The 22,150-nt window shown below is 62.0% G+C and carries 23 protein-coding genes; 21 read left to right on the forward strand and 2 right to left on the reverse strand.

Annotation, left to right across the window (positions count from 1 at the left end; all coding sequences use genetic code 11):
• The first annotated feature begins 148 nt into the window (after positions 1-148).
• The 3 genes from rpoB (at position 149) to NKL04_RS07320 (ending at position 9,374) form a co-directional block, all read left to right on the forward strand.
• Positions 149-4,285 carry a DNA-directed RNA polymerase subunit beta gene (gene rpoB / locus NKL04_RS07310; protein WP_023686024.1) on the forward strand — a complete coding sequence of 1,379 codons (4,137 nt, stop codon included), beginning with the start codon at positions 149-151 and terminating at the stop codon, positions 4,283-4,285.
• A gap of 147 nt (positions 4,286-4,432) precedes the next feature.
• Complete coding sequence (gene rpoC, locus NKL04_RS07315) at positions 4,433-8,629, forward strand: DNA-directed RNA polymerase subunit beta' (RefSeq protein ID WP_023667434.1); 4,197 nt, start codon at positions 4,433-4,435, stop codon at positions 8,627-8,629.
• A gap of 79 nt (positions 8,630-8,708) precedes the next feature.
• Positions 8,709-9,374, forward strand: coding sequence for an O-methyltransferase (locus NKL04_RS07320; RefSeq protein WP_023702453.1), 666 nt, complete (start codon positions 8,709-8,711; stop codon positions 9,372-9,374).
• A gap of 46 nt (positions 9,375-9,420) precedes the next feature.
• On the opposite strand, the gene NKL04_RS07325 is transcribed toward NKL04_RS07320, so the two are convergent.
• Positions 9,421-10,356: a Gfo/Idh/MocA family protein gene (locus tag NKL04_RS07325; RefSeq protein ID WP_023702452.1), complete on the reverse strand. Its 936-nt coding sequence runs from the start codon at positions 10,354-10,356 to the stop codon at positions 9,421-9,423.
• Positions 10,357-10,461: 105 nt separating this feature from the next.
• On the reverse strand, positions 10,462-10,743 hold the full coding sequence (locus NKL04_RS07330) for a hypothetical protein (protein WP_023694876.1): 282 nt from the start codon (positions 10,741-10,743) through the stop codon (positions 10,462-10,464).
• Positions 10,744-11,238: 495 nt separating this feature from the next.
• Between NKL04_RS07330 and rpsL the strand changes: the two genes are divergently transcribed.
• The 18 genes from rpsL to rplE all read left to right on the forward strand — a co-directional run bounded on the left by rpsL (position 11,239) and on the right by rplE (position 22,130).
• The gene (gene rpsL, locus NKL04_RS07335; protein WP_006333356.1) at positions 11,239-11,610 is read left to right on the forward strand and encodes a 30S ribosomal protein S12; all 372 of its coding nucleotides are present in this window, start codon (positions 11,239-11,241) and stop codon (positions 11,608-11,610) included.
• Positions 11,611-11,686: 76 nt separating this feature from the next.
• A complete protein-coding gene (gene rpsG, locus NKL04_RS07340; protein WP_008875664.1) occupies positions 11,687-12,157 on the forward strand; it encodes a 30S ribosomal protein S7 in 471 nt (156 codons plus the stop codon).
• Positions 12,158-12,187: 30 nt separating this feature from the next.
• Positions 12,188-14,278: an elongation factor G gene (gene fusA, locus NKL04_RS07345; RefSeq protein ID WP_023667430.1), complete on the forward strand. Its 2,091-nt coding sequence runs from the start codon at positions 12,188-12,190 to the stop codon at positions 14,276-14,278.
• A 65-nt stretch (positions 14,279-14,343) separates the two neighbouring features.
• Positions 14,344-15,519, forward strand: a complete 1,176-nt coding sequence (gene tuf / locus NKL04_RS07350) for an elongation factor Tu (RefSeq protein ID WP_023723394.1) — start codon at positions 14,344-14,346, stop codon at positions 15,517-15,519.
• Positions 15,520-15,588: 69 nt separating this feature from the next.
• Complete coding sequence (rpsJ, locus tag NKL04_RS07355) at positions 15,589-15,897, forward strand: 30S ribosomal protein S10 (protein WP_010909272.1); 309 nt, start codon at positions 15,589-15,591, stop codon at positions 15,895-15,897.
• 61 nt (positions 15,898-15,958) lie between these two features.
• Positions 15,959-16,687, forward strand: a complete 729-nt coding sequence (gene rplC / locus NKL04_RS07360; protein WP_023682606.1) for a 50S ribosomal protein L3 — start codon at positions 15,959-15,961, stop codon at positions 16,685-16,687.
• Positions 16,687-17,307 carry a 50S ribosomal protein L4 gene (gene rplD / locus NKL04_RS07365; protein ID WP_023672750.1) on the forward strand — a complete coding sequence of 207 codons (621 nt, stop codon included), beginning with the start codon at positions 16,687-16,689 and terminating at the stop codon, positions 17,305-17,307. Before rplC ends, rplD begins: the two co-directional genes overlap by 1 nt.
• On the forward strand, positions 17,304-17,597 hold the full coding sequence (locus NKL04_RS07370) for a 50S ribosomal protein L23 (protein WP_023672751.1): 294 nt from the start codon (positions 17,304-17,306) through the stop codon (positions 17,595-17,597). The genes rplD and NKL04_RS07370 overlap by 4 nt, the downstream gene beginning before the upstream one ends.
• A gap of 22 nt (positions 17,598-17,619) precedes the next feature.
• Positions 17,620-18,453 carry a 50S ribosomal protein L2 gene (gene rplB / locus NKL04_RS07375; RefSeq protein ID WP_023706515.1) on the forward strand — a complete coding sequence of 278 codons (834 nt, stop codon included), beginning with the start codon at positions 17,620-17,622 and terminating at the stop codon, positions 18,451-18,453.
• 16 nt (positions 18,454-18,469) lie between these two features.
• Entirely contained in the window at positions 18,470-18,748 is a 279-nt protein-coding gene (rpsS, locus tag NKL04_RS07380) for a 30S ribosomal protein S19 (RefSeq protein ID WP_006205463.1), read from the forward strand.
• 2 nt (positions 18,749-18,750) lie between these two features.
• Complete coding sequence (gene rplV, locus NKL04_RS07385; RefSeq protein ID WP_006205462.1) at positions 18,751-19,140, forward strand: 50S ribosomal protein L22; 390 nt, start codon at positions 18,751-18,753, stop codon at positions 19,138-19,140.
• Positions 19,140-19,865, forward strand: a complete 726-nt coding sequence (gene rpsC / locus NKL04_RS07390; RefSeq protein ID WP_023672753.1) for a 30S ribosomal protein S3 — start codon at positions 19,140-19,142, stop codon at positions 19,863-19,865. The genes rplV and rpsC overlap by 1 nt, the downstream gene beginning before the upstream one ends.
• A gap of 26 nt (positions 19,866-19,891) precedes the next feature.
• Entirely contained in the window at positions 19,892-20,305 is a 414-nt protein-coding gene (gene rplP, locus NKL04_RS07395; protein ID WP_006205460.1) for a 50S ribosomal protein L16, read from the forward strand.
• A gap of 13 nt (positions 20,306-20,318) precedes the next feature.
• Complete coding sequence (rpmC, locus tag NKL04_RS07400) at positions 20,319-20,519, forward strand: 50S ribosomal protein L29 (protein WP_006205459.1); 201 nt, start codon at positions 20,319-20,321, stop codon at positions 20,517-20,519.
• An 11-nt stretch (positions 20,520-20,530) separates the two neighbouring features.
• Positions 20,531-20,770 (forward strand): 30S ribosomal protein S17, encoded by a 240-nt coding sequence (rpsQ, locus tag NKL04_RS07405; protein ID WP_010909280.1) that lies wholly within the window; start codon positions 20,531-20,533, stop codon positions 20,768-20,770.
• Positions 20,771-20,842: 72 nt separating this feature from the next.
• Positions 20,843-21,211 carry a 50S ribosomal protein L14 gene (gene rplN / locus NKL04_RS07410; RefSeq protein WP_006205457.1) on the forward strand — a complete coding sequence of 123 codons (369 nt, stop codon included), beginning with the start codon at positions 20,843-20,845 and terminating at the stop codon, positions 21,209-21,211.
• Between the two features lie 12 nt (positions 21,212-21,223).
• Positions 21,224-21,538, forward strand: coding sequence for a 50S ribosomal protein L24 (gene rplX / locus NKL04_RS07415; protein ID WP_013531428.1), 315 nt, complete (start codon positions 21,224-21,226; stop codon positions 21,536-21,538).
• Complete coding sequence (rplE, locus tag NKL04_RS07420; protein ID WP_023672755.1) at positions 21,531-22,130, forward strand: 50S ribosomal protein L5; 600 nt, start codon at positions 21,531-21,533, stop codon at positions 22,128-22,130. Before rplX ends, rplE begins: the two co-directional genes overlap by 8 nt.
• Positions 22,131-22,150: the final 20 nt, after the last annotated feature.

Consider the following 22,150-nt stretch of genomic DNA (forward strand, 5'->3'; position numbering starts at 1 on the left):
AAACCGGCCTTCAGGAAACGGGTTTTCTCCCGTTTTAGCCGTCGCCGCCAGGCGGCGGGAAACAGATCAGGGGCCGCCGCCCAGGTGGCCGCGCATGCAAGGTGAGCCGCGGCGAGGCTCGCCCCGAGTTTGTAGCTAAGGAGCGACGATGGCCCAGACCCAGACTTTCAATGGCCGCAGACGCGTACGCAAGTTCTTCGGAAAGATTCCGGAAGTTGCGGAGATGCCGAACCTGATCGAGGTTCAAAAAGCATCCTATGACCAGTTCCTGATGGTGGCGGAGCCCAAGGGTGGGCGTCCGGACGAGGGACTGCAGGCCGTTTTCAAGTCGGTTTTCCCGATCTCCGATTTCTCCGGCTCCTCGATGCTGGAGTTCGTGAAGTACGAGTTCGAAGGACCGAAATTCGACGTTGACGAATGCCGTCAGCGCGACCTGACCTATGCCGCGCCACTCAAGGTGACGCTGCGCCTCATCGTGTTCGATATCGACGAGGATACCGGCGCAAAGTCGATCAAGGACATCAAGGAGCAGGACGTCTATATGGGCGACATGCCGCTCATGACGCTCAACGGCACCTTCATCGTTAACGGCACCGAGCGCGTCATCGTCTCGCAGATGCACCGTTCGCCGGGCGTCTTCTTCGACCATGACAAGGGCAAGTCGCACTCCTCGGGCAAGCTTTTGTTTGCGGCGCGCGTCATTCCCTATCGCGGTTCGTGGCTCGACATCGAGTTCGATTCCAAGGACGTCGTGCACGCCCGCATCGACCGCCGCCGCAAGATTCCGGTGACGTCGCTCTTGATGGCGCTCGGCATGGACGGCGAAGAAATCCTGTCGACCTTCTACAACAAGATCACCTACAAGCGCGCCGGCGACCACTGGCGCATCCCGTTCAACGTCGAGCGTTTCCGCGGCCTCAAGGCCGTTGGCGACCTCGTCGATGCCGACACAGGCGAAGTTGTCGTCGAGGCCGGCAAGAAGATCACCGCCCGCCAGGCAAGGGCGCTTGGCGAAAAGGGTCTGAAGGCGATCAAGGCGACCGACGAGGATCTGCTCGGCAATTACCTGGCCGAGGACATCGTCAACTACGGCACCGGGGAGATTTTCCTCGAAGCCGGCGACGAGATCGACGAAAAGACGCTGAAGGTGCTGCTCGGCACGGGCGAAAGCGAGATCAAGGTTCTCGACATCGACCACGTCAATGTCGGCGCCTACATCCGCAATACGCTCAACGTCGACAAGAACGAGAGCCGCCAGGACGCACTGTTCGACATCTATCGTGTGATGCGCCCGGGCGAGCCGCCGACGCTTGAAACCGCCGAAGCCATGTTCAACTCGCTGTTCTTCGACTCGGAGCGCTACGACCTGTCGGCCGTCGGCCGCGTCAAGATGAACATGCGCCTCGAGCTCAAGGCTGAGGATACCGTGCGCGTGCTGCGCAAGGACGACATCCTGGCCGTGGTCAAGACGCTGGTCGAGCTGCGCGACGGCAAGGGCGAGATCGACGACATCGACAATCTCGGCAACCGCCGCGTGCGTTCTGTCGGCGAGCTGATGGAGAACCAATACCGCGTCGGCCTGCTGCGCATGGAGCGCGCGATCAAGGAACGTATGTCCTCGATCGAGATCGATACGGTGATGCCGCAGGACCTGATCAACGCCAAGCCGGCGGCTGCCGCCGTGCGCGAGTTCTTCGGTTCCTCGCAGCTGTCGCAGTTCATGGATCAGACCAACCCGCTGTCGGAGATCACCCACAAGCGCCGCCTGTCGGCACTTGGCCCGGGCGGTCTGACCCGCGAGCGCGCCGGCTTCGAAGTGCGCGACGTGCACCCGACGCATTACGGCCGCATCTGCCCGATCGAGACGCCGGAAGGCCCGAACATCGGTCTGATCAACTCGCTGGCGACCTTCGCGCGCGTCAACAAGTACGGCTTCATCGAAAGCCCGTACCGCAAGATCGTCAATGGCAAGCTGACCAATGAGGTCGTCTATCTCTCCGCTATGGAAGAGTCTAAGCACCACGTTGCGCAGGCCAATGCCGAGCTCGACAAGAATGGTGGTTTCGTCGACGAATTCGTCATTTGCCGCAGCGCCGGCGAAGTGATGATGGCGCCGCGCGAAAACGTCGATCTGATGGACGTGTCGCCCAAGCAGATGGTGTCCGTGGCCGCGGCGCTGATCCCGTTCCTCGAGAACGACGACGCCAACCGCGCGCTGATGGGCTCCAACATGCAGCGTCAGGCCGTGCCGCTGGTGCGCGCCGAAGCGCCGTTCGTAGGCACCGGCATGGAGCCGATCGTTGCCCGTGACTCGGGCGCCGCCATCGGCGCCCGCCGCGGCGGCATCGTCGACCAGGTGGACGCGACGCGTATCGTCATCCGCGCCACGGAAGATCTCGATCCCGGCAAGTCGGGCGTCGACATCTACCGGCTGATGAAGTTCCAGCGTTCGAACCAGAACACCTGCATCAACCAGCGTCCGCTGGTGCGCATGGGCGACCGCGTCAACAAGGGCGACATCATCGCCGACGGTCCGTCGACCGAGCTCGGCGATCTGGCGCTCGGCCGCAACGTGCTGGTCGCGTTCATGCCGTGGAACGGCTACAACTACGAGGACTCGATCCTGCTCTCCGAGCGCATCGTGGCCGACGACGTCTTCACCTCGATCCACATCGAGGAATTCGAGGTCATGGCCCGCGACACCAAGCTTGGACCGGAGGAAATCACACGCGACATTCCGAACGTTTCGGAAGAAGCGCTGAAGAACCTCGACGAAGCCGGCATCGTCTATATCGGCGCGGAAGTGCAGCCGGGCGACATCCTGGTCGGCAAGATCACGCCGAAGGGCGAAAGCCCGATGACGCCGGAAGAAAAGCTCCTGCGCGCCATCTTCGGCGAAAAGGCGTCGGACGTTCGCGACACCTCGATGCGCATGCCTCCGGGCACCTTCGGCACCGTCGTCGAAGTGCGCGTGTTCAACCGCCACGGCGTCGAGAAGGACGAGCGCGCCATGGCGATCGAACGCGAGGAGATCGAACGCCTCGCCAAGGACCGCGACGACGAGCAGGCGATCCTCGACCGCAACGTCTATTCGCGCCTTTCCGACGTTCTCGTCGGCAAGGAAGCGATTGCCGGGCCGAAGGGCTTCAAGAAGGGCTCGAAGCTGTCGAAGGACACGCTTGACGAGTATCCACGTTCGCAGTGGTGGCAGTTTGCGGTGGAGAACGAAAAGCTCCAGAGCGAACTGGAAGCCCTGCGTGGCCAGTACGACGATTCCAAGAAGGCGCTCGAGCAGCGCTTCATGGACAAGGTCGAGAAGGTCCAGCGCGGCGACGAAATGCCTCCGGGCGTCATGAAGATGGTCAAGGTCTTCGTGGCCGTGAAGCGCAAGATGCAGCCGGGCGACAAGATGGCGGGACGTCACGGCAACAAGGGTGTCGTGTCGCGGATCGTTCCGGTCGAGGACATGCCTTTCCTCGAGGACGGCACGCATGCCGATATCGTGCTCAACCCGCTGGGTGTGCCGAGCCGCATGAATGTCGGCCAGATCCTGGAAACGCATCTGGGCTGGGCATGCGCGGGCATGGGCAAGAAGATCGGCGAGCTTATCGACGCGTACAAGACGGCTGGAGACATCAAGCCGTTGCGCAAGACGCTCGAGAGCTTCATCCCAGCCAACGACCGCAACGAGCCGGTCCGCGAATATGACGACGAGAGCATCGTTCGCCTGAGCGAGCAGATGCGCCGCGGCGTCTCCATCGCGACACCGGTGTTCGACGGCGCGCATGAAGTCGACATCAACATCATGCTGGAGCAGGCGGGCCTGCACACCAGCGGTCAGTCGCAGCTCTATGACGGACGCACAGGCGAGCCGTTCGATCGCAAGGTGACGATGGGCTATATCTATATGCTCAAGCTTCACCACCTGGTGGACGACAAGATCCACGCGCGTTCGATCGGTCCTTACTCGCTCGTTACCCAGCAGCCGCTGGGCGGCAAGGCGCAGTTCGGTGGCCAGCGCTTCGGCGAAATGGAGGTCTGGGCGCTGGAAGCCTATGGCGCCGCCTACACGCTGCAGGAAATGCTGACGGTGAAGTCGGACGATGTCGCCGGCCGCACCAAGGTCTACGAGGCGATCGTGCGCGGCGACGACACGTTCGAGGCCGGCATTCCCGAGAGCTTCAACGTGCTCGTCAAGGAAATGCGGTCTCTCGGCCTCAATGTCGAGCTGGAGAATACCAAGCTCGACGACAACCCTGTCCGGCTGCCAGATGCTGCCGAATAGGGGCGCGGCCGAGTAAGCAAGACATCCGGTCGCGGAACGCCGCGACCGGATGCGACAAATTCTACGGCCAGTGGGCCGACCACTCAGCGGGCATTTGGCCCGCGTTAGATGCAAGGGGTTTTCGAGGACCCCGAAAAGGAGAACGGCATGAACCAAGAGGTCATGAATCTCTTCAATCCGCAGGCGCCGGCGCAGGTGTTCGATTCCATCCGGATATCGCTCGCCAGCCCTGAGAAGATTCTGTCCTGGTCGTTCGGCGAGATCAAGAAGCCGGAGACCATCAACTACCGCACCTTCAAGCCGGAGCGTGACGGTCTGTTCTGCGCGCGCATTTTTGGCCCGATCAAGGACTATGAATGCCTGTGCGGCAAGTACAAGCGCATGAAGTACAAGGGCGTCATCTGCGAAAAGTGCGGCGTCGAAGTCACGCTGTCGCGCGTTCGCCGCGAGCGCATGGGCCACATCGAGCTGGCGGCACCTGTCGCTCACATCTGGTTCCTGAAGTCGCTGCCGTCGCGCATCGGCACGCTGCTCGACATGACCCTGAAGGACATCGAGCGCGTCCTCTACTTCGAGAACTACATCGTCACCGAGCCTGGCCTAACCGCGCTGAAGGAGCACCAGCTGCTCAGCGAGGAAGAGTACATGATCGCCGTCGACGAGTATGGCGAGGATTCGTTCACCGCCATGATCGGCGCCGAGGCCATTCATGACCTTCTGGCCGGCATGGACCTGGAGAAGATCGCCGGCGACCTGCGTTCGGAACTGGCTTCGACCACGTCCGAGCTGAAGCAGAAGAAGTATCTGAAGCGACTCAAGGTCGTCGAGAACTTCATGGAGTCCGGCAACCGTCCGGAATGGATGATCATGAAGGTGGTTCCGGTGATCCCGCCGGACCTGCGCCCGCTGGTTCCTCTGGATGGTGGACGTTTCGCGACGTCCGACCTGAACGATCTCTATCGCCGCGTCATCAACCGCAACAACCGTCTGAAGCGGCTGATCGAGCTGCGCGCCCCCGGCATCATCGTGCGCAATGAAAAGCGCATGCTGCAGGAAGCCGTCGATGCGCTGTTCGACAACGGCCGTCGCGGCCGCGTCATCACCGGCGCCAACAAGCGTCCGCTGAAGTCGCTGTCCGACATGTTGAAGGGCAAGCAGGGCCGGTTCCGCCAGAACCTGCTCGGCAAGCGCGTCGACTATTCGGGCCGTTCGGTCATCGTCACCGGTCCGGAGCTCAAGCTGCACCAATGCGGCCTGCCGAAGAAGATGGCGCTCGAACTGTTCAAGCCGTTCATCTACGCCCGCCTCGACGCCAAGGGGTTCTCCTCGACCGTCAAGCAGGCCAAGAAGCTGGTCGAGAAGGAGCGTCCGGAAGTCTGGGATATCCTCGACGAGGTCATCCGCGAGCATCCGGTGCTGTTGAACCGTGCACCGACGCTGCACCGCCTCGGCATCCAGGCGTTCGAGCCGATCCTGATCGAAGGCAAGGCGATCCAGCTGCATCCGCTGGTCTGCACGGCCTTCAACGCCGACTTCGACGGCGACCAGATGGCCGTTCACGTGCCGCTCTCGTTGGAAGCGCAGCTTGAAGCCCGCGTGCTGATGATGTCGACCAACAACATCCTGCACCCGGCTTCCGGCGCGCCGATCATCGTGCCTTCGCAGGACATGGTCCTGGGTCTCTACTATCTCTCGATCGTCAATCAGAACGAGCCGGGCGAAGGCATGGTGTTTGCCGACATGGGCGAACTCCAGCACGCGCTCGAGACCAAGGCGGTGACGCTGCACTCCAAGATCAAGGGTCGTTTCCGCACGGTCGACGCCGAAGGCAAGGTCGTGTCGAAAATCTACGACACCACGCCTGGCCGCATGATCATCGGCGAGCTGCTGCCGAAGAACGTCAATGTGCCTTACGAGACGGCCAACCAGGAGATGACCAAGAAGAACATCTCCAAGATGATCGACACCGTCTACCGCCACTGCGGTCAGAAGGAGACGGTCATTTTCTGCGACCGCATCATGGCCCTCGGCTTCAGCCACGCCTGCCGCGCCGGCATTTCGTTCGGCAAGGACGACATGCTGATCCCGGACGCCAAGATCAAGCTGGTTTCCGACACCGAGGCTTTGGCCAAGGAATACGAGCAGCAGTACAATGACGGCCTGATCACGCAGGGCGAGAAGTACAACAAGGTCGTCGACGCCTGGGCCAAGTGCTCGGAAAAGGTCGCCGACGAGATGATGGCCCGCATCAAGGCCGTCGAGTTCGAGGACAGTGGCCGTCAAAAGCCGATGAACTCGATCTACATGATGTCGCATTCGGGTGCGCGTGGTTCGCCCACCCAGATGCGTCAGCTCGCCGGCATGCGCGGCCTGATGGCAAAGCCCTCGGGTGAAATCATCGAGACGCCGATCATCTCGAACTTCAAGGAAGGCCTGACCGTGCTCGAGTACTTCAACTCGACCCACGGCGCCCGCAAGGGTCTGGCCGACACCGCCTTGAAGACGGCGAACTCGGGCTACCTCACCCGTCGTCTGGTCGACGTGGCGCAGGACTGCATCGTCAACTCCGTGGATTGCGGCACCGACAAGGGCCTCACCATGCAGCCGATCGTCGATGCCGGTCAGGTCGTCGCTTCGGTCGGCCAGCGCGTGCTGGGCCGCACCTCGCTCGACGACATCACGCATCCGGTTTCGGGTGAGGTTCTGGTCAAGGCCGGAACGCTGATGGACGAACGTGACGTGGAAAAGATCGAAAAGGCCGGCGTGCAGTCGGTCCGCATTCGCTCGGCACTGACCTGCGAGGTCAGGATCGGCGTCTGTGCGGTCTGCTACGGACGCGATCTTGCCCGCGGCACCCCGGTCAACCAGGGCGAAGCCGTCGGCGTTATCGCGGCGCAGTCGATCGGCGAGCCGGGGACCCAGCTCACCATGCGTACCTTCCACATGGGCGGTACGGCGCAGGTGGTGGACAGCTCGTTCCTTGAAGCCTCGTATGAGGGCAAGGTCGAGATCCGCAACCGCAACGTGGTGCGCAACTCGGACGGCCAGCAGATGGTCATGGGCCGCAACATGGCGGTGCTGATCCTCGACGAAGCCGGCAAGGAGCGTGCCTCGCATCGCCTTACCTATGGTTCGCGCATCTTCGTGGACGATGGCGACAAGGTGAAGCGCGGCCAGCGTATCGCCGAATGGGATCCCTATACCCGCCCCGTCCTCACCGAAATCGAGGGCAAGGTGTCGTACGAGGATCTGGTCGACGGCATTTCCGTTCAGGAAACGGCCGACGAATCGACCGGCATCACCAAGCGCGAGGTTATCGACTGGCGCTCGACGCCACGCGGCAACGACCTCAAGCCGGCGATCGCCATCCTTGACCCGAAGGGCAAGGTCGGCAAGCTGTCGAAGGGCGGCGACGCCCGCTTCCTGCTCTCGGTCGAGGCCATTCTTTCGGTCGAGCCGGGTTCGCAGGTTCGTCCCGGCGACGTTTTGGCGCGTATCCCGATGGAAAGCGCCAAGACCAAGGACATCACCGGCGGTCTGCCGCGTGTTGCCGAACTGTTCGAGGCACGTCGTCCGAAGGATCACGCCATCATCGCCGAGATCGATGGCACGATCCGCTTCGGCCGCGACTACAAGAACAAGCGCCGCATCATCATCGAGCCGCATGACTCGACGCTTGAGCCGGTCGAATACCTGATCCCGAAGGGCAAGCCGTTCCATCTCCAGGACGGCGACGTCATCGAGAAGGGCGACTACATCCTCGACGGCAATCCGGCGCCGCACGACATCCTGGCGATCAAGGGCGTGGAAGCACTTGCTTCCTACCTCGTGAACGAAATCCAGGAAGTCTACCGTCTGCAGGGCGTGTCGATCAATGACAAGCACATCGAGGTGATCGTTCGCCAGATGCTGCAGAAGGTCGAGATCACGGTGCAGGGCGACTCGACCTACATTCCGGGCGACCACGTCGACGTGATCGAACTGGAAGAGGTCAACGAGCGCCTGGTCGAGGACGGCAAGAAGCCGGCCGAAGGCCAGCCGGTGCTGCTGGGCATCACCAAGGCCTCGCTGCAGACGCCGTCCTTCATCTCGGCCGCCTCCTTCCAGGAGACGACCAGGGTGCTGACCGAAGCTGCGGTTGCCGGCAAGACCGACATGCTGCAGGGCCTGAAGGAAAACGTCATCGTCGGCCGGCTGATCCCGGCCGGTACCGGCGGCACGATGAGCCAGATCCGGCGCATCGCCACCTCGCGCGACGAACTGATCATCGACGAGCGCCGCAAGGCCTCCGGTGTCGAGGTCGCTGAGCCGATGCTGACCGACATGGTCAACGCCGCGCAGTAAGCGCGGTAGGACGAGAAGAAGGAAGGGGGCCCCAGTGGCCCCTTTTCGCGTTTTGACCCCCAATCGAATCGAGGAAAACATGAGCAAGAAGGTTTGGACTGACGTCGACGACTACATCGTTTCCTCTCTCTTCGAGGCAGATCCCATCCTCGAAGCGGTGCTTGCGGCCAACCGCGACCAGGGCCTGCCGGCCATCGACGTATCGCCGGCGCAGGGCAAGCTGCTGTCGCTGCTGGTCCGCATCAGCGGCGCCAGGAAGGTGCTGGAGATCGGCACGCTTGGCGGCTACTCGACCATCTGGATGGCAAGGGGATTGCCCGTCGGCGGCAAGATCGTGACGCTCGAACTCGAGCCGCATCATGCAAAAGTCGCGCACTCGAATCTCGAGCGGGCAGGGGTGTCGGACAAGGTCGAGCTCAGGATCGGCCCCGCGCTTCAGTCGCTTGAGACGCTGGTTGCCGAAAATGCCGCTCCGTTCGATCTGATCTTCATCGACGCCGACAAGCCGAACAATCCGAATTATCTGTCATGGGCCATGCGCCTGTCGCGGCCGGGGACGGTCATCATCTGCGACAACGTCATCCGCGACGGCACCGTGCTCAACGACGATGGCCGTGACGCGTATGTCGAAGGCGCACGCGGTGCGTTTTCCTTCATCGGCGGCGACAATGGCCTGGACGGCACCGCCATCCAGACCGTCGGCGCCAAAGGCTATGACGGGTTTGCGATTGCGATCGTCGAGTAAGGCTGCATGGTGAGTGTCCGGACTGCGGTCCGGCAGAACTCATCGCTCAATCGAAGAACGCTTCCACCACATTGCGCTTGCCGAGCATGAACGCGTCGGCGACGTGCTGCAGGGGTGCCAAATCGACATCGGAGACGCCGTCGCGTACGACTTCGGCGAAGCGCCGGTAAAGCTGGGGGTATTCGGCCTCCGGCTCGTCGTGAACCAACTTGCCGTCGATGGCAAGCTTGGTGCCGCCGCCGGACAGCACCATCTTGCCCTTGTCGGTGTCCGCCCGGATGTCCCAGCTCTGTGGTCCCGTCTGCAGCCAGTCGAGCTCCATGGTCACCGGCAACCCATCCGAGGTGCGGAAGGTCACGTGGGCCGCCACAGGCGAGGCGCGGTTTTCCGGGAAGTCGAGGACGGCCGAGGTGATGAACATCGCCGGCAGGATGTGGGTTGCGATCGACAGTGCGTTTATGCCGGGATCGAAGACGCCGAAACCGCCCGGCGCCCAGATCCAATCCTGGTTCGGATGCCAGCGGCGGACATCTTCCTTCCAGACGATGGCGGCCGAGTTGACCTTGGCCGACGCCAGGAAGGCACGCGCGGCTTCCACCGCCGGCGCGTAGCGCGAATGCCAGCTGGCGAACAGTGAGACGCCACTGGCTGCCGCCAGCCGCTTCAGGTCCTCGACCTCGCTGACGGTGGCGCCCGGCGGCTTCTCCAGGAAAACATGCTTCTTCGCCATCAGCGCGGTGCGTGCCGCGTCGTAGCGGAACTGCGGCGGCATGCACAGCGAGACGGCCTCGAGGTCGGGCACCGCGTCGAGCATCGCCTCAATGGTCGGAAAATTCGGGATGCCGTCCACCTTGCCGTGCCGGCTGGCAGCGGCGATGAGGCGGTAGTCCGCATCCTTGGCCACTGCCGGCAGATGCTGGTCGCGCACGATCTTGCCGACGCCGACGATGCCGAGCTTGATGGGACCATTGTTCGAGGGCATGGGGACTCCGCGGATTCGAATTTGGCTTGTTAAGTCGCTTGGTTCTTAGCAGAGAACCGGTGCCGGGCAAGCCGGCGCGGTACAGGCGCAAGCAGCCTGTGACGCTCAGAGCGGCACGTCAAACGTGACGATCGACACCTCACCTTCGAGGGCACCCTGAAAGGCTGACAGATGCGGCTCCTCGTCGGGTTCGCCGTCCATATCGCCGATCTGGTCGAGCTCGACTTCGGCATAGCCTTCGGCCGCAAGCGATTCGAGCACCCGGCGCACGGCCGAATCGTCGTCGGGCGCAACCAGCATCACATGGACGCCTTCCGGCTTGCCGCCCTTCTTTTTCCAGACCCGGCCGGTGACGATGGTGACCGGGCGTTCCTCATTGTCGTTCACGGGCTGATTCCTCTTGAGGCGGGGGCGGGCGAGGGGTTTTGGGCTGTCCATGGCGCCTTTTGCCATGAAGAACCCGCGCATGACAGCCAAAAGCCGGTCACTTTCTTGTCTGCCCCGGTCACTTTCTTCCTCTGCCTTGCAAAACGAAGAAAGAAAATTACATGCGTTTTTCGCATGGCTGCCAAGCCGTCGTCAGCGCGCAATATTTGGCGTGCCGGGCTTGACGGTTCACGGTCTTGCGAGTAGAAGCCGCCCAGTCAGAACCGATGTGAGGCTCTCCCTTCCGAAGCGACACGCTTTGGAGTTTGCCTCAAACAGGGTTCGTTTTACGAGCGAAAAGACATTTCCGGCGCGCATGAAGCGGTTCCCGCTTCCTCTGCATTTTGTTCGGGCAGGACCGCGAGGCGCGGTTTATGGCCCGAATTTGCGTATGGAATTGGCGCTTTGAGCGGCCCTGACCGGGCGAGACACGGAATTGAGAGACAAGAGGGTTTAATGCCTACCGTCAACCAGCTGATCCGCAAGCCGCGCATTGCGCCGGTGAAGCGCAACAAGGTCCCGGCCATGCAGCAGAACCCGCAGAAGCGGGGCGTCTGCACGCGCGTCTATACAACGACGCCGAAGAAGCCGAACTCGGCACTGCGCAAGGTGGCCAAGATCCGCCTGACCAACGGCTTTGAAGTGATCGGCTACATCCCCGGCGAAGGCCACAACCTTCAGGAACACTCCGTGGTCATGATCCGCGGCGGCCGCGTCAAGGATCTTCCGGGCGTGCGCTACCACATCATCCGCGGCGTGCTCGACACGCAGGGCGTGAAGAACCGCAAGCAGCGCCGTTCGAAGTACGGCGCCAAGCGTCCGAAGTAAGGGGCGTCCGAAGTAAGATTTTCCGGCCCTGGCGCTGCTTGAATGCGTCGGGCTACGAGATTGAGAGACAAAAGCCATGTCGCGTCGTCACAGTGCAGAAAAGCGTGAGATCAATCCGGACCCGAAGTTCGGCGATCTGATCGTTACCAAGTTCATGAACGCCGTTATGTATGACGGCAAGAAGTCGGTTGCCGAGACCATCGTCTACGGTGCGCTCGACCAGGTTCAGTCGAAGACCAAGCAGGAGCCGGTCACCGTCTTCCATCAGGCGCTCGACAATGTCGCGCCGCATGTGGAAGTCCGGTCGCGCCGCGTCGGCGGCGCTACCTACCAGGTTCCGGTCGATGTGCGCCCCGAGCGCCGTCAGGCCCTGGCGATCCGCTGGCTGATCGCCGCGGCCCGCAACCGCAACGAGACCACCATGGTCGACCGCCTCTCCGGCGAGCTGATGGACGCGGCCAATAACCGCGGCACCGCCGTGAAGAAGCGTGAAGACACCCACAAGATGGCAGAAGCCAACCGCGCTTTCGCACACTACCGCTGGTAAAGCGCGAACGAGACTGAGAAGGCATCCAAGATGGCCCGCGAATATAAAATCGAAGACTACCGCAATTTCGGTATCATGGCGCATATTGACGCCGGCAAGACGACGACCACCGAGCGCGTCCTCTATTACACGGGCAAGTCGCACAAGATCGGCGAAGTCCACGACGGCGCTGCCACCATGGATTGGATGGAGCAGGAGCAGGAACGCGGCATCACGATCACGTCCGCCGCCACCACGACCTTCTGGAAGGGTCGCAGCGGCAAGATGTACCGCTTCAACATCATCGACACTCCCGGACACGTCGACTTCACCATCGAAGTCGAGCGTTCGCTGCGCGTGCTCGACGGCGCCATTGCGCTGCTCGATGCCAATGCCGGTGTCGAGCCGCAGACCGAGACTGTCTGGCGCCAGGCCGACAAGTATAAAGTTCCGCGCATGATCTTCTGCAACAAGATGGACAAGATCGGCGCCGACTTCTACCGCTCGGTCGAGATGATCGGCTCGCGTCTTGGTGCGCATGCCGTCGTCATGCAGCTGCCGATCGGCGCCGAGACCGAGTTCAAGGGTGTCGTCGATCTCGTCGAGATGAACGCGCTGGTCTGGCGCGACGAGACGTTGGGCGCTGCCTGGGACGTCGTCGAGATCCCTGCCGACCTTCAGGCCCGGGCCGAAGAATACCGCGAGAAGATGATCGAAGCCGCCGTCGAAATGGACGAGACGGCCCTCGAGAATTACCTCGAAGGCAAGATGCCGTCGAATGACGAGATCCGCGCGCTGATCCGCAAGGGCACCATCGCGGTCAAGTTCTACCCGATGTTCTGTGGCTCGGCCTTCAAGAACAAGGGCGTGCAGCCGCTGCTCGACGCCGTCGTCGAATACCTGCCGTCGCCGGCCGATGTTCCCGCCATCAAGGGCGTCGACGCCAAGACCGATGCCGAGATCGAGCGTCATGCCGACGACAACGAGCCGCTGTCGATGCTGGCCTTCAAGATTATGAACGACCCGTTCGTCGGTTCGCTGACCTTTGCCCGCATCTATTCGGGCAAACTGACCAAGGGCATCTCGGTCGATAACACCGTCAAGGGCAAGAAAGAGCGCATCGGCCGCATGCTGCAGATGCATGCGAATTCGCGCGCCGACGTCGAAGAAGCCTTTGCCGGCGACATCGTTGCTCTGGCCGGCCTCAAGGACACGACCACCGGCGATACGCTCAGCGATCCGCTGCACCCGGTCATCCTCGAGCGCATGGAATTCCCGGATCCGGTCATCCAGATCGCCATCGAGCCGAAGACCAAGAACGACCAGGAAAAGATGGGCCTCGCCCTTCACCGCCTGGCCGCCGAGGATCCGTCATTCCGCGTCAAGACCGACGAGGAAAGCGGCCAGACCATCATTTCGGGCATGGGCGAACTTCACCTCGACATCATCGTCGACCGCATGCGTCGCGAGTTCAAGGTTGAGGCCAATGTCGGCGCGCCGCAGGTGGCTTACCGCGAGACCATCACCCGCAGGCACGAGCAGGACTACACCCACAAGAAGCAGACCGGCGGTACCGGTCAGTTCGCTCGCGTCAAGATCGTGTTCGAACCGAACCCGGAAAGCTCGGAGTTCGAGTTCGAGACCAAGATCGTCGGCGGTGCGGTTCCCAAGGAATACATCCCGGGTGTCGAAAAGGGCATCAACAGTGTCATGTCGTCGGGTCCGTTCGCGGGCTTCCCGATGATCGGCGTCAAGGCGACGCTTATCGACGGCGCTTACCACGATGTGGACTCCAGCGTCCTGGCGTTCGAAATCGCCGGCCGCGCCTGCTTCCGTGAAGCCGCACCCAAGCTTGGCGTGCAGCTGCTCGAGCCGATCATGAAGGTCGAAGTCGTGACCCCGGAAGACTACGTCGGCAGCGTCATCGGCGACCTGAACGGCCGTCGTGGCCAGATCCAGGGCCAGGAAGCTCGCGGCGTGGCTGTCGTCATTAACGCGATGGTGCCGCTGGCCAACATGTTCAAGTACGTCGACAACCTGCGCTCGATGAGCCAGGGCCGCGCGGCCTACACGATGCAGTTCGATCACTATGAGCCTGTGCCGACCGCGGTCGCCCAGGAAGTCCAGAAGAAATACGCGTAACCTGAACGGGTTGCATCGGTAACTTAATTCAAGGCCCGTACGGGCGAGCAGATTGGAGACATCACATGGCAAAAGGTAAATTCGAGCGTAACAAGCCTCATGTGAACATTGGCACGATTGGCCATGTCGATCATGGCAAGACGTCGCTGACGGCGGCGATCACGAAGTATTTTGGCGAATACAAGCGCTACGACCAGATCGATGCGGCGCCCGAAGAGAAGGCCCGCGGCATCACGATTTCGACGGCGCACGTCGAATACGAGACGGCAGCGCGCCATTATGCCCATGTCGACTGCCCCGGCCACGCCGACTATGTGAAGAACATGATCACGGGCGCTGCGCAGATGGACGGCGCGATCCTGGTGGTGTCGGCCGCCGACGGCCCGATGCCGCAGACCCGCGAGCACATCCTGCTTGCCCGTCAGGTCGGCGTGCCGTCGATCGTGGTGTTCCTGAACAAGGTCGACCAGGTCGACGATGCCGAGCTGCTCGAACTGGTCGAGCTCGAGGTTCGCGAGCTTCTGTCGAAGAACGAGTTCCCCGGCGACGACATTCCGATCGTCAAGGGTTCGGCGCTGGCTGCTCTGGAAGATTCCAACAAGACCATCGGCGAAGATGCGATCCGCGAGTTGATGGCTGCGGTCGATGCCTATATCCCGACGCCGGTTCGTCCGCTGGACAAGCCGTTCCTGATGCCGATCGAAGACGTGTTCTCGATCTCGGGCCGTGGCACGGTCGTGACCGGCCGCGTCGAGCGCGGCATCGTCAAGGTCGGCGAGGAACTGGAAATCATCGGCATCCGCCCGACGACCAAGACGACCTGCACGGGCGTCGAGATGTTCCGCAAGCTGCTCGATCAGGGCCAGGCCGGCGACAACATCGGCGCGCTGCTGCGCGGCGTTGATCGTGAAGGCGTCGAGCGCGGCCAGGTTCTGGCCAAGCCCGGTACGGTGAAGCCGCACAAGAAGTTCGTGGCCGAAGCCTACATCCTGACCAAGGACGAAGGTGGCCGTCACACGCCGTTCTTCACCAACTACCGTCCGCAGTTCTACTTCCGCACGACCGACGTGACCGGCATCGTGTCGCTGCCGGAAGGCACGGAAATGGTTATGCCCGGCGACAACATCACGGTCGATGTCGAGCTGATCGTGCCGATCGCCATGGAAGAGAAGCTGCGCTTCGCCATCCGTGAAGGCGGCCGTACCGTCGGTGCCGGCATCGTCGTCACCATCAAAGAGTAATTTAGACTTAAACCGATCTGTCGCGGGCGCAGGATTTGCCCGCGCCGCGCCAGAACAAGGAAGTGACGCATGAACGGACAGAATATCCGCATCCGCCTGAAGGCGTTTGATCACCGCGTGCTTGACGCCTCGACGAAAGAAATCGTGTCGACGGCCAAGCGCACCGGAGCAAACGTCCGCGGCCCCATTCCGCTGCCGACGCGGATCGAAAAGTTCACGGTCAACCGGTCGCCTCACGTCGACAAGAAGAGCCGCGAGCAGTTCGAGATGCGCACGCACAAGCGTCTGCTCGACATCGTCGATCCGACCCCGCAGACGGTCGATGCTTTGATGAAGCTCGATCTGGCCGCCGGTGTCGACGTCGAGATCAAGCTCTAAGGGAATGAGAGCGCGGTAAGGGGCGGTGCCCCTGGCCCGGAACTCTAAAGGAATTGAACCGATGCGTTCAGGTGTGATTGCAAAGAAGGTGGGAATGACCCGCATCTATAATGATGCCGGGGAACATGTTCCCGTCACCGTTCTCCAGATGGAGAACTGCCAGGTCGTGGCTCAGCGCACGCAGGAGAAGAACGGCTATACGGCCGTCCAGCTCGGCGTTGGCCTTGCCAAGGTGAAGAACACGTCGAAGGCGATGCGCGGCCATTTCGCGACCGCTTCCGTCGAGCCGAAGGCGAAGGTCGCCGAGTTTCGCGTCTCCGCCGACAACATGATCGATGTCGGCGCCGAGATCACCGTCGAGCACTTCGTCGCCGGCCAGAAGGTCGATGTGACGGGCACGACGATCGGCAAGGGTTTCCAGGGCGTCATCAAGCGCCACCACATGGGTGGTGGCCGCGCGACGCACGGTAACTCGGTTTCGCACCGTACGCACGGTTCGACCGGCCAGCGTCAGGATCCGGGCAAAGTGTTCAAGGGCAAGCATATGGCTGGCCACATGGGCGACACCCGCGTCACCACACAGAATGTCGAGATCGTTTCGACCGACGCCGATCGCGGCCTGATCCTGATCCGCGGTGCGGTTCCCGGATCGAAGGGCGCCTGGATCCTGGTCCGCGATGCGGCCAAGGTGGCACTGCCGGCCAATGCGCCGAAGCCTGCCGCGATCCGCGCCGTTGCCGCCGAGAGTGGCGCCAAGAACGAGGCTCCGGCCGCAGAGGGAGCAGAATAATGGATCTCAAGATCACAACGCTTGGCGGCAAGGACGCCGGCAAGGTGAAACTCTCCGAGGAGATTTTCGGCCTTGATCCGCGCGAGGACATCCTGCAGCGCGTCGTGCGCTGGCAGCTGGCCAAACGGCAGCAGGGCACGCACAAGGCCAAGGGCCGCGCCGAAATCGCGCGCACCGGCGCCAAGATGTACAAGCAGAAGGGTACGGGCCGCGCCCGTCACCATTCGGCACGCGCTCCGCAGTTCCGCGGCGGCGGCAAGGCCCACGGCCCGGTCGTTCGCAGCCACGAGCACGATCTGCCGAAGAAGGTGCGCGCTCTGGGCTTGCGGCATGCTCTCTCGGCCAAGGCCAAGAGCGCGTCGATCATCATCATCGACGAGCTGAAGCTGACCGAGGCCAAGACGAAGGCGCTGATCGCGAATTTCGCGACGCTGGGCCTGACCAATGCCTTGGTGATTGGCGGTGCCGAGCTTGACCAGAACTTCAAGCTGGCGGCGACCAACATCCCGAACATCGATGTGCTGCCCATCCAGGGCATCAACGTCTACGACATTCTGCGCCGCGGCACGCTGGTCCTTTCGAAGGCCGCCGTCGAGGCTCTCGAGGAGCGCTTTAAATGACCGACCTCCGTCATTACGACGTGATCGTCTCGCCGGCGATCACCGAAAAGTCGACCATGGCTTCCGAGAACAACCAGGTTGTTTTCAACGTCGCCAAGAAGGCGTCGAAGCCGGAAATCAAGGCCGCTGTCGAAGCGCTGTTTGGCGTCAAGGTTACGGCCGTGAACACGCTTGTCCGCAAGGGCAAGATCAAGCGCTTCCGCGGCACGATCGGCCGCCAGAGCGACGTCAAGAAGGCGATCGTGACGCTGGCCGACGGCCAGTCGATCGACGTCGCGACGGGTCTCTGAGCTAGGCCGCGAGGACAGGACAATGGCACTTAAAAAATTCAACCCGGTAACGCCGAGCACCCGCCAGTTGGTCATCGTCGACCGCTCGGGCCTCTACAAGGGCAAGCCCGTCAAGGGCCTGACCGAAGGCCTGACGAAGTCGGGCGGCCGCAACAATCACGGCCGCATCACGGCCCGCTTCATCGGCGGCGGTCACAAGCGTTCGTACCGCATCATCGACTTCAAGCGCCGCAAGTTCGACGTCGTCGGCACGGTCGAGCGCATTGAATACGATCCGAACCGCACCGCCTTCATCGCGCTGATCAAGTATGACGATGGCGAGCTGTCCTACATCATCGCTCCGCAGCGCCTTGCCGCCGGCGACAAGATCGTGGCCGGTGAATCGGTCGACGTGAAGCCGGGCAATGCGATGCCGCTGGCCTCGATGCCGGTCGGCACGATCGTCCACAACATCGAGCTGAAGCCGGGCAAGGGCGCCCAGGTCGCACGTTCAGCGGGTGGCTATGGCCAGCTGGTCGGTCGCGACCAGGGCATGGCGATCCTGCGCCTCAACTCGGGCGAGCAGCGTGTCGTTCACGGCTCCTGCATGGCCACCGTCGGCGCCGTGTCGAACCCCGACCACGGCAACATCAACGACGGCAAGGCCGGCCGCACGGTCTGGCGCGGCAAGCGCCCGCACAATCGCGGCGTGACCATGAACCCGGTCGACCATCCGCATGGCGGTGGTGAAGGCCGCACCTCCGGTGGCCGTCATCCGGTCAGCCCGTGGGGCAAGCCGACCAAGGGCAAGAAGACGCGGTCCAACAAGGCGACCGACAAGTTCATCCTGCGCTCGCGCCATCAGCGCAAGAGCTAAGAAGAGGTAACGCCAAGTGACTCGTTCTATTTGGAAAGGCCCCTTCATCGACGGCTACCTTCTCAAGAAGGTGGACAAGGTTCGTGAAGGTGGTCGCAATGAGGTGATCAAGATGTGGAGCCGTCGCTCCACCATCCTGCCGCAGTTCGTCGGCTTCACCTTCGGTGTCTACAACGGCCAGAAGCATGTTCCGGTCTCGGTGAACGAGGACATGGTCGGTCACAAGTTCGGTGAATTCGCTCCGACCCGGACCTATTACGGTCACGGCGCGGATAAGAAGGCGAAGAGGAAATAATCATGGGCAAGGCCAAAGCTCCGCGCAGGCTTGCTGACAACGAAGCGCGCGCCGTTCTGCGCACGATCCGTATCAGCCCGCAGAAGCTGAACCTGGTTGCCGCGCTGATCCGCGGCAAGAAGGTCGCGACAGCGCTTTCCGATCTCGAATTCTCGGCCAAGCGGATTTCCGGCACGGTCAAGAAGACGCTGGAATCGGCGATCGCCAACGCGGAAAACAACCACGACCTCGACGTCGATGCGCTGATCGTGGCGGAAGCCTATGTCGGCAAGTCGATCGTCATGAAGCGGTTCCATGCTCGTGGCCGCGGTCGCGCCAGCCGTATAGAAAAGCCGTTCTCGCACCTCACGATCGTCGTTCGTGAAGTCGAAGAAAAAGGGGAGGCCGCATAATGGGTCAGAAAGTCAATCCGATCGGTCTGCGCCTCGGCATCAACCGCACTTGGGATTCGCGCTGGTTCGCGAACACCGGCGAGTACGGCAAGCTGCTGCATGAGGACATCAAGATCCGCAAATATCTTGAAAAGGAACTCAAGCAGGCTGCGATTTCCAAGGTCGTGATCGAGCGCCCGCACAAGAAGTGCCGTGTCACCATCCATGCGGCGCGCCCGGGCCTGATCATCGGCAAGAAGGGCGCCGACATCGAAAAGCTTCGCAAGAAGCTGATGGAGATGACGAAGTCCGAGACGCACTTGAACATCGTTGAAGTGCGCAAGCCGGAAATCGACGCAACCCTGGTCGCCCAGTCGATCGCCCAGCAGCTCGAGCGTCGTATCGCGTTCCGCCGCGCCATGAAGCGCGCCGTTCAGTCGGCCATGCGCCTTGGCGCCGAAGGCATCCGCATCAACTGCGCCGGCCGTCTCGGCGGCGCCGAGATTGCGCGCATGGAATGGTACCGCGAGGGCCGCGTGCCGCTGCATACGCTGCGCGCCGATGTCGACTATGGCACGGCCGAAGCGCACACGGCTTACGGCATCTGCGGCGTCAAGGTCTGGGTGTTTAAGGGCGAAATCCTCGAGCACGATCCGATGGCTTCGGAGCGTCGCGCGACCGAGGGTGATGCTGCGCATGGCGGTGGTGGTGATCGCGAACGCGGTCGTCGTCGCGAAAACGCCTGATTATTTAGGAATTTGGAGTTAGAACGATGCTGCAGCCAAAGCGCACAAAGTTCCGCAAGCAGTTCAAGGGCCGTATCCATGGTACCGCAAAGGGCGGCACCAACCTGGATTTCGGTGGTTTCGGGCTGAAGGCGCTTGAGCCGAACCGCGTCACCGCGCGTGAGATCGAAGCGGCCCGCCGCGCGATCACTCGTGAGATGAAGCGTGCCGGCCGCGTGTGGATCCGTATTTTCCCTGATGTGCCGGTGACGTCGAAGCCGACTGAAGTGCGCATGGGCAAGGGCAAGGGCGCTGTCGATTACTGGGCGGCGCGCGTAAAGCCGGGCCGCATCATGTTCGAGATCGACGGCGTCAACGAAGAAACCGCCCGTGAGGCGCTGCGTCTCGGCGCGGCCAAGCTCTCGGTCAGGACGCGCTTCGTACAGCGCATCGCAGAATAAGGACGGGCTGATCATGAAAGCCGAAGACATCCGGACCAAGACCCAGGACCAGCTGACCGACGATCTGGCCAGCCTGAAGAAGGAGCAGTTCAACCTGCGCTTCCAGAAGGCCACCGGCCAGCTCGAGAAGACCGCGCGCGTGCGGCAGGTTCGCAAGGACATTGCGCGTATCAAGACCATCGCTGCGGAAAAGTCCGCGGCCAAGAAGGCTTAAGGACGAAAATCATGCCAAAGCGCATTCTGCAGGGCACTGTCGTCAGCGACAAGAACGAGAAGACGGTAGTCGTCAAGGTCGAACGGCGCTTCACGCATCCCGTGATGAAGAAGACCGTGCGCATGACCAAGAAGTACAAGGCGCACGACGAGAACAACGCCCACAAGGTCGGCGATCAGGTGTTCATCCAGGAATCGAAGCCGATTTCCAAGGACAAGCGCTGGATCGTCGTGTCTTCGGACCAGGCGTAACAAACCGAATTTTGGACAGACCGGGGAGGGGCTTTGAGCCCGTCCCGTTAGAAGAGAAGAAGGCGGCCAGTCATGATTCAGATGCAAACAAACCTCGACGTCGCGGATAATTCCGGCGCCCGTCGTGTCATGTGCATCAAGGTGCTGGGCGGCTCGAAGCGGAAATACGCTTCCGTAGGCGACATCATCGTGGTGTCGATCAAGGAAGCCATTCCGCGCGGCCGCGTTAAGAAGGGCGATGTGATGAAGGCGGTCGTGGTTCGCACGGCCAAGGACATCCGCCGCCCGGACGGCAGCGTGATCCGTTTCGACAAGAACGCGGCCGTTCTCGTCGACAACAAGAAAGAGCCGATCGGCACGCGTATCTTCGGACCGGTTCCGCGCGAACTCCGCGCCAAGAACCACATGAAGATCATCTCGCTCGCGCCTGAAGTGCTGTAAGGAGCCGGACCAATGCAAAAGATTAGAAAAGGCGACAAGGTCGTCGTGCTGGCCGGCAAGGACAAGGGCCGTTCGGGCGAAGTCCTCTCGGTTCAGCCGAAGGAAGACACCGCGCTGGTGCGCGGCGTCAACATGATCCGTCGTCACCAGAAGCAGTCCCAGTCCCAAGAGGGCGGGATCATCACCAAGGAAGCGCCGATCCAGCTGTCGAACATCGCGCTCGCCGACCCCAAGGATGGCAAGCCGACCCGCGTCGGCTTCATCTTCCAGAAGGACGGCAAGAAGGTGCGCGTCGCCAAGCGCTCGGGAGAAGTCATCAATGGCTAAGGCTCAAACCACGAAGCCCAAGGCTGAAAGCAAACAGTCCAAGGCCCAGAACACGCCGCGCCTCAAGCAGGTCTACAACGAGACCATCCGCAAGGCGCTGCAGGAGCAGTTCGGCTACGAGAACGAGATGCAGGTTCCGCGCATCGACAAGATCGTGCTGAACATGGGCGTCGGCGAAGCGACCGCGGATTCGAAGAAGCCTTCGATCGCGGCCGAAGACCTGGCGATGATCGCCGGCCAGAAGGCCGTCGTCACCCGCGCCCGTAATTCGATCGCCGGCTTCAAGGTCCGCGAGAAGATGCCGATCGGCGCCAAGGTCACGCTGCGCAAGGAACGCATGTACGAGTTCCTCGACCGTCTCGTGAACATCGCACTGCCGCGCGTCCGCGACTTTCGCGGACTGAATCCGAAGAGCTTCGATGGCCGTGGCAACTACGCCATGGGCATCAAGGAACACATCGTGTTCCCGGAGATCAACTACGACAAGGTTGATCAGATCTGGGGCATGGACGTCATCGTTTGTACGACTGCGAAGACGGACGACGAAGCCAGGGCATTGCTCAAGGCCTTCAACTTCCCCTTCCGCCAGTAACGGCAGCGAGAAAAGGAAAA

It is taken from the genome of Mesorhizobium sp. C264A, from assembly GCF_040324515.1.
Taxonomy (GTDB): domain Bacteria; phylum Pseudomonadota; class Alphaproteobacteria; order Rhizobiales; family Rhizobiaceae; genus Mesorhizobium.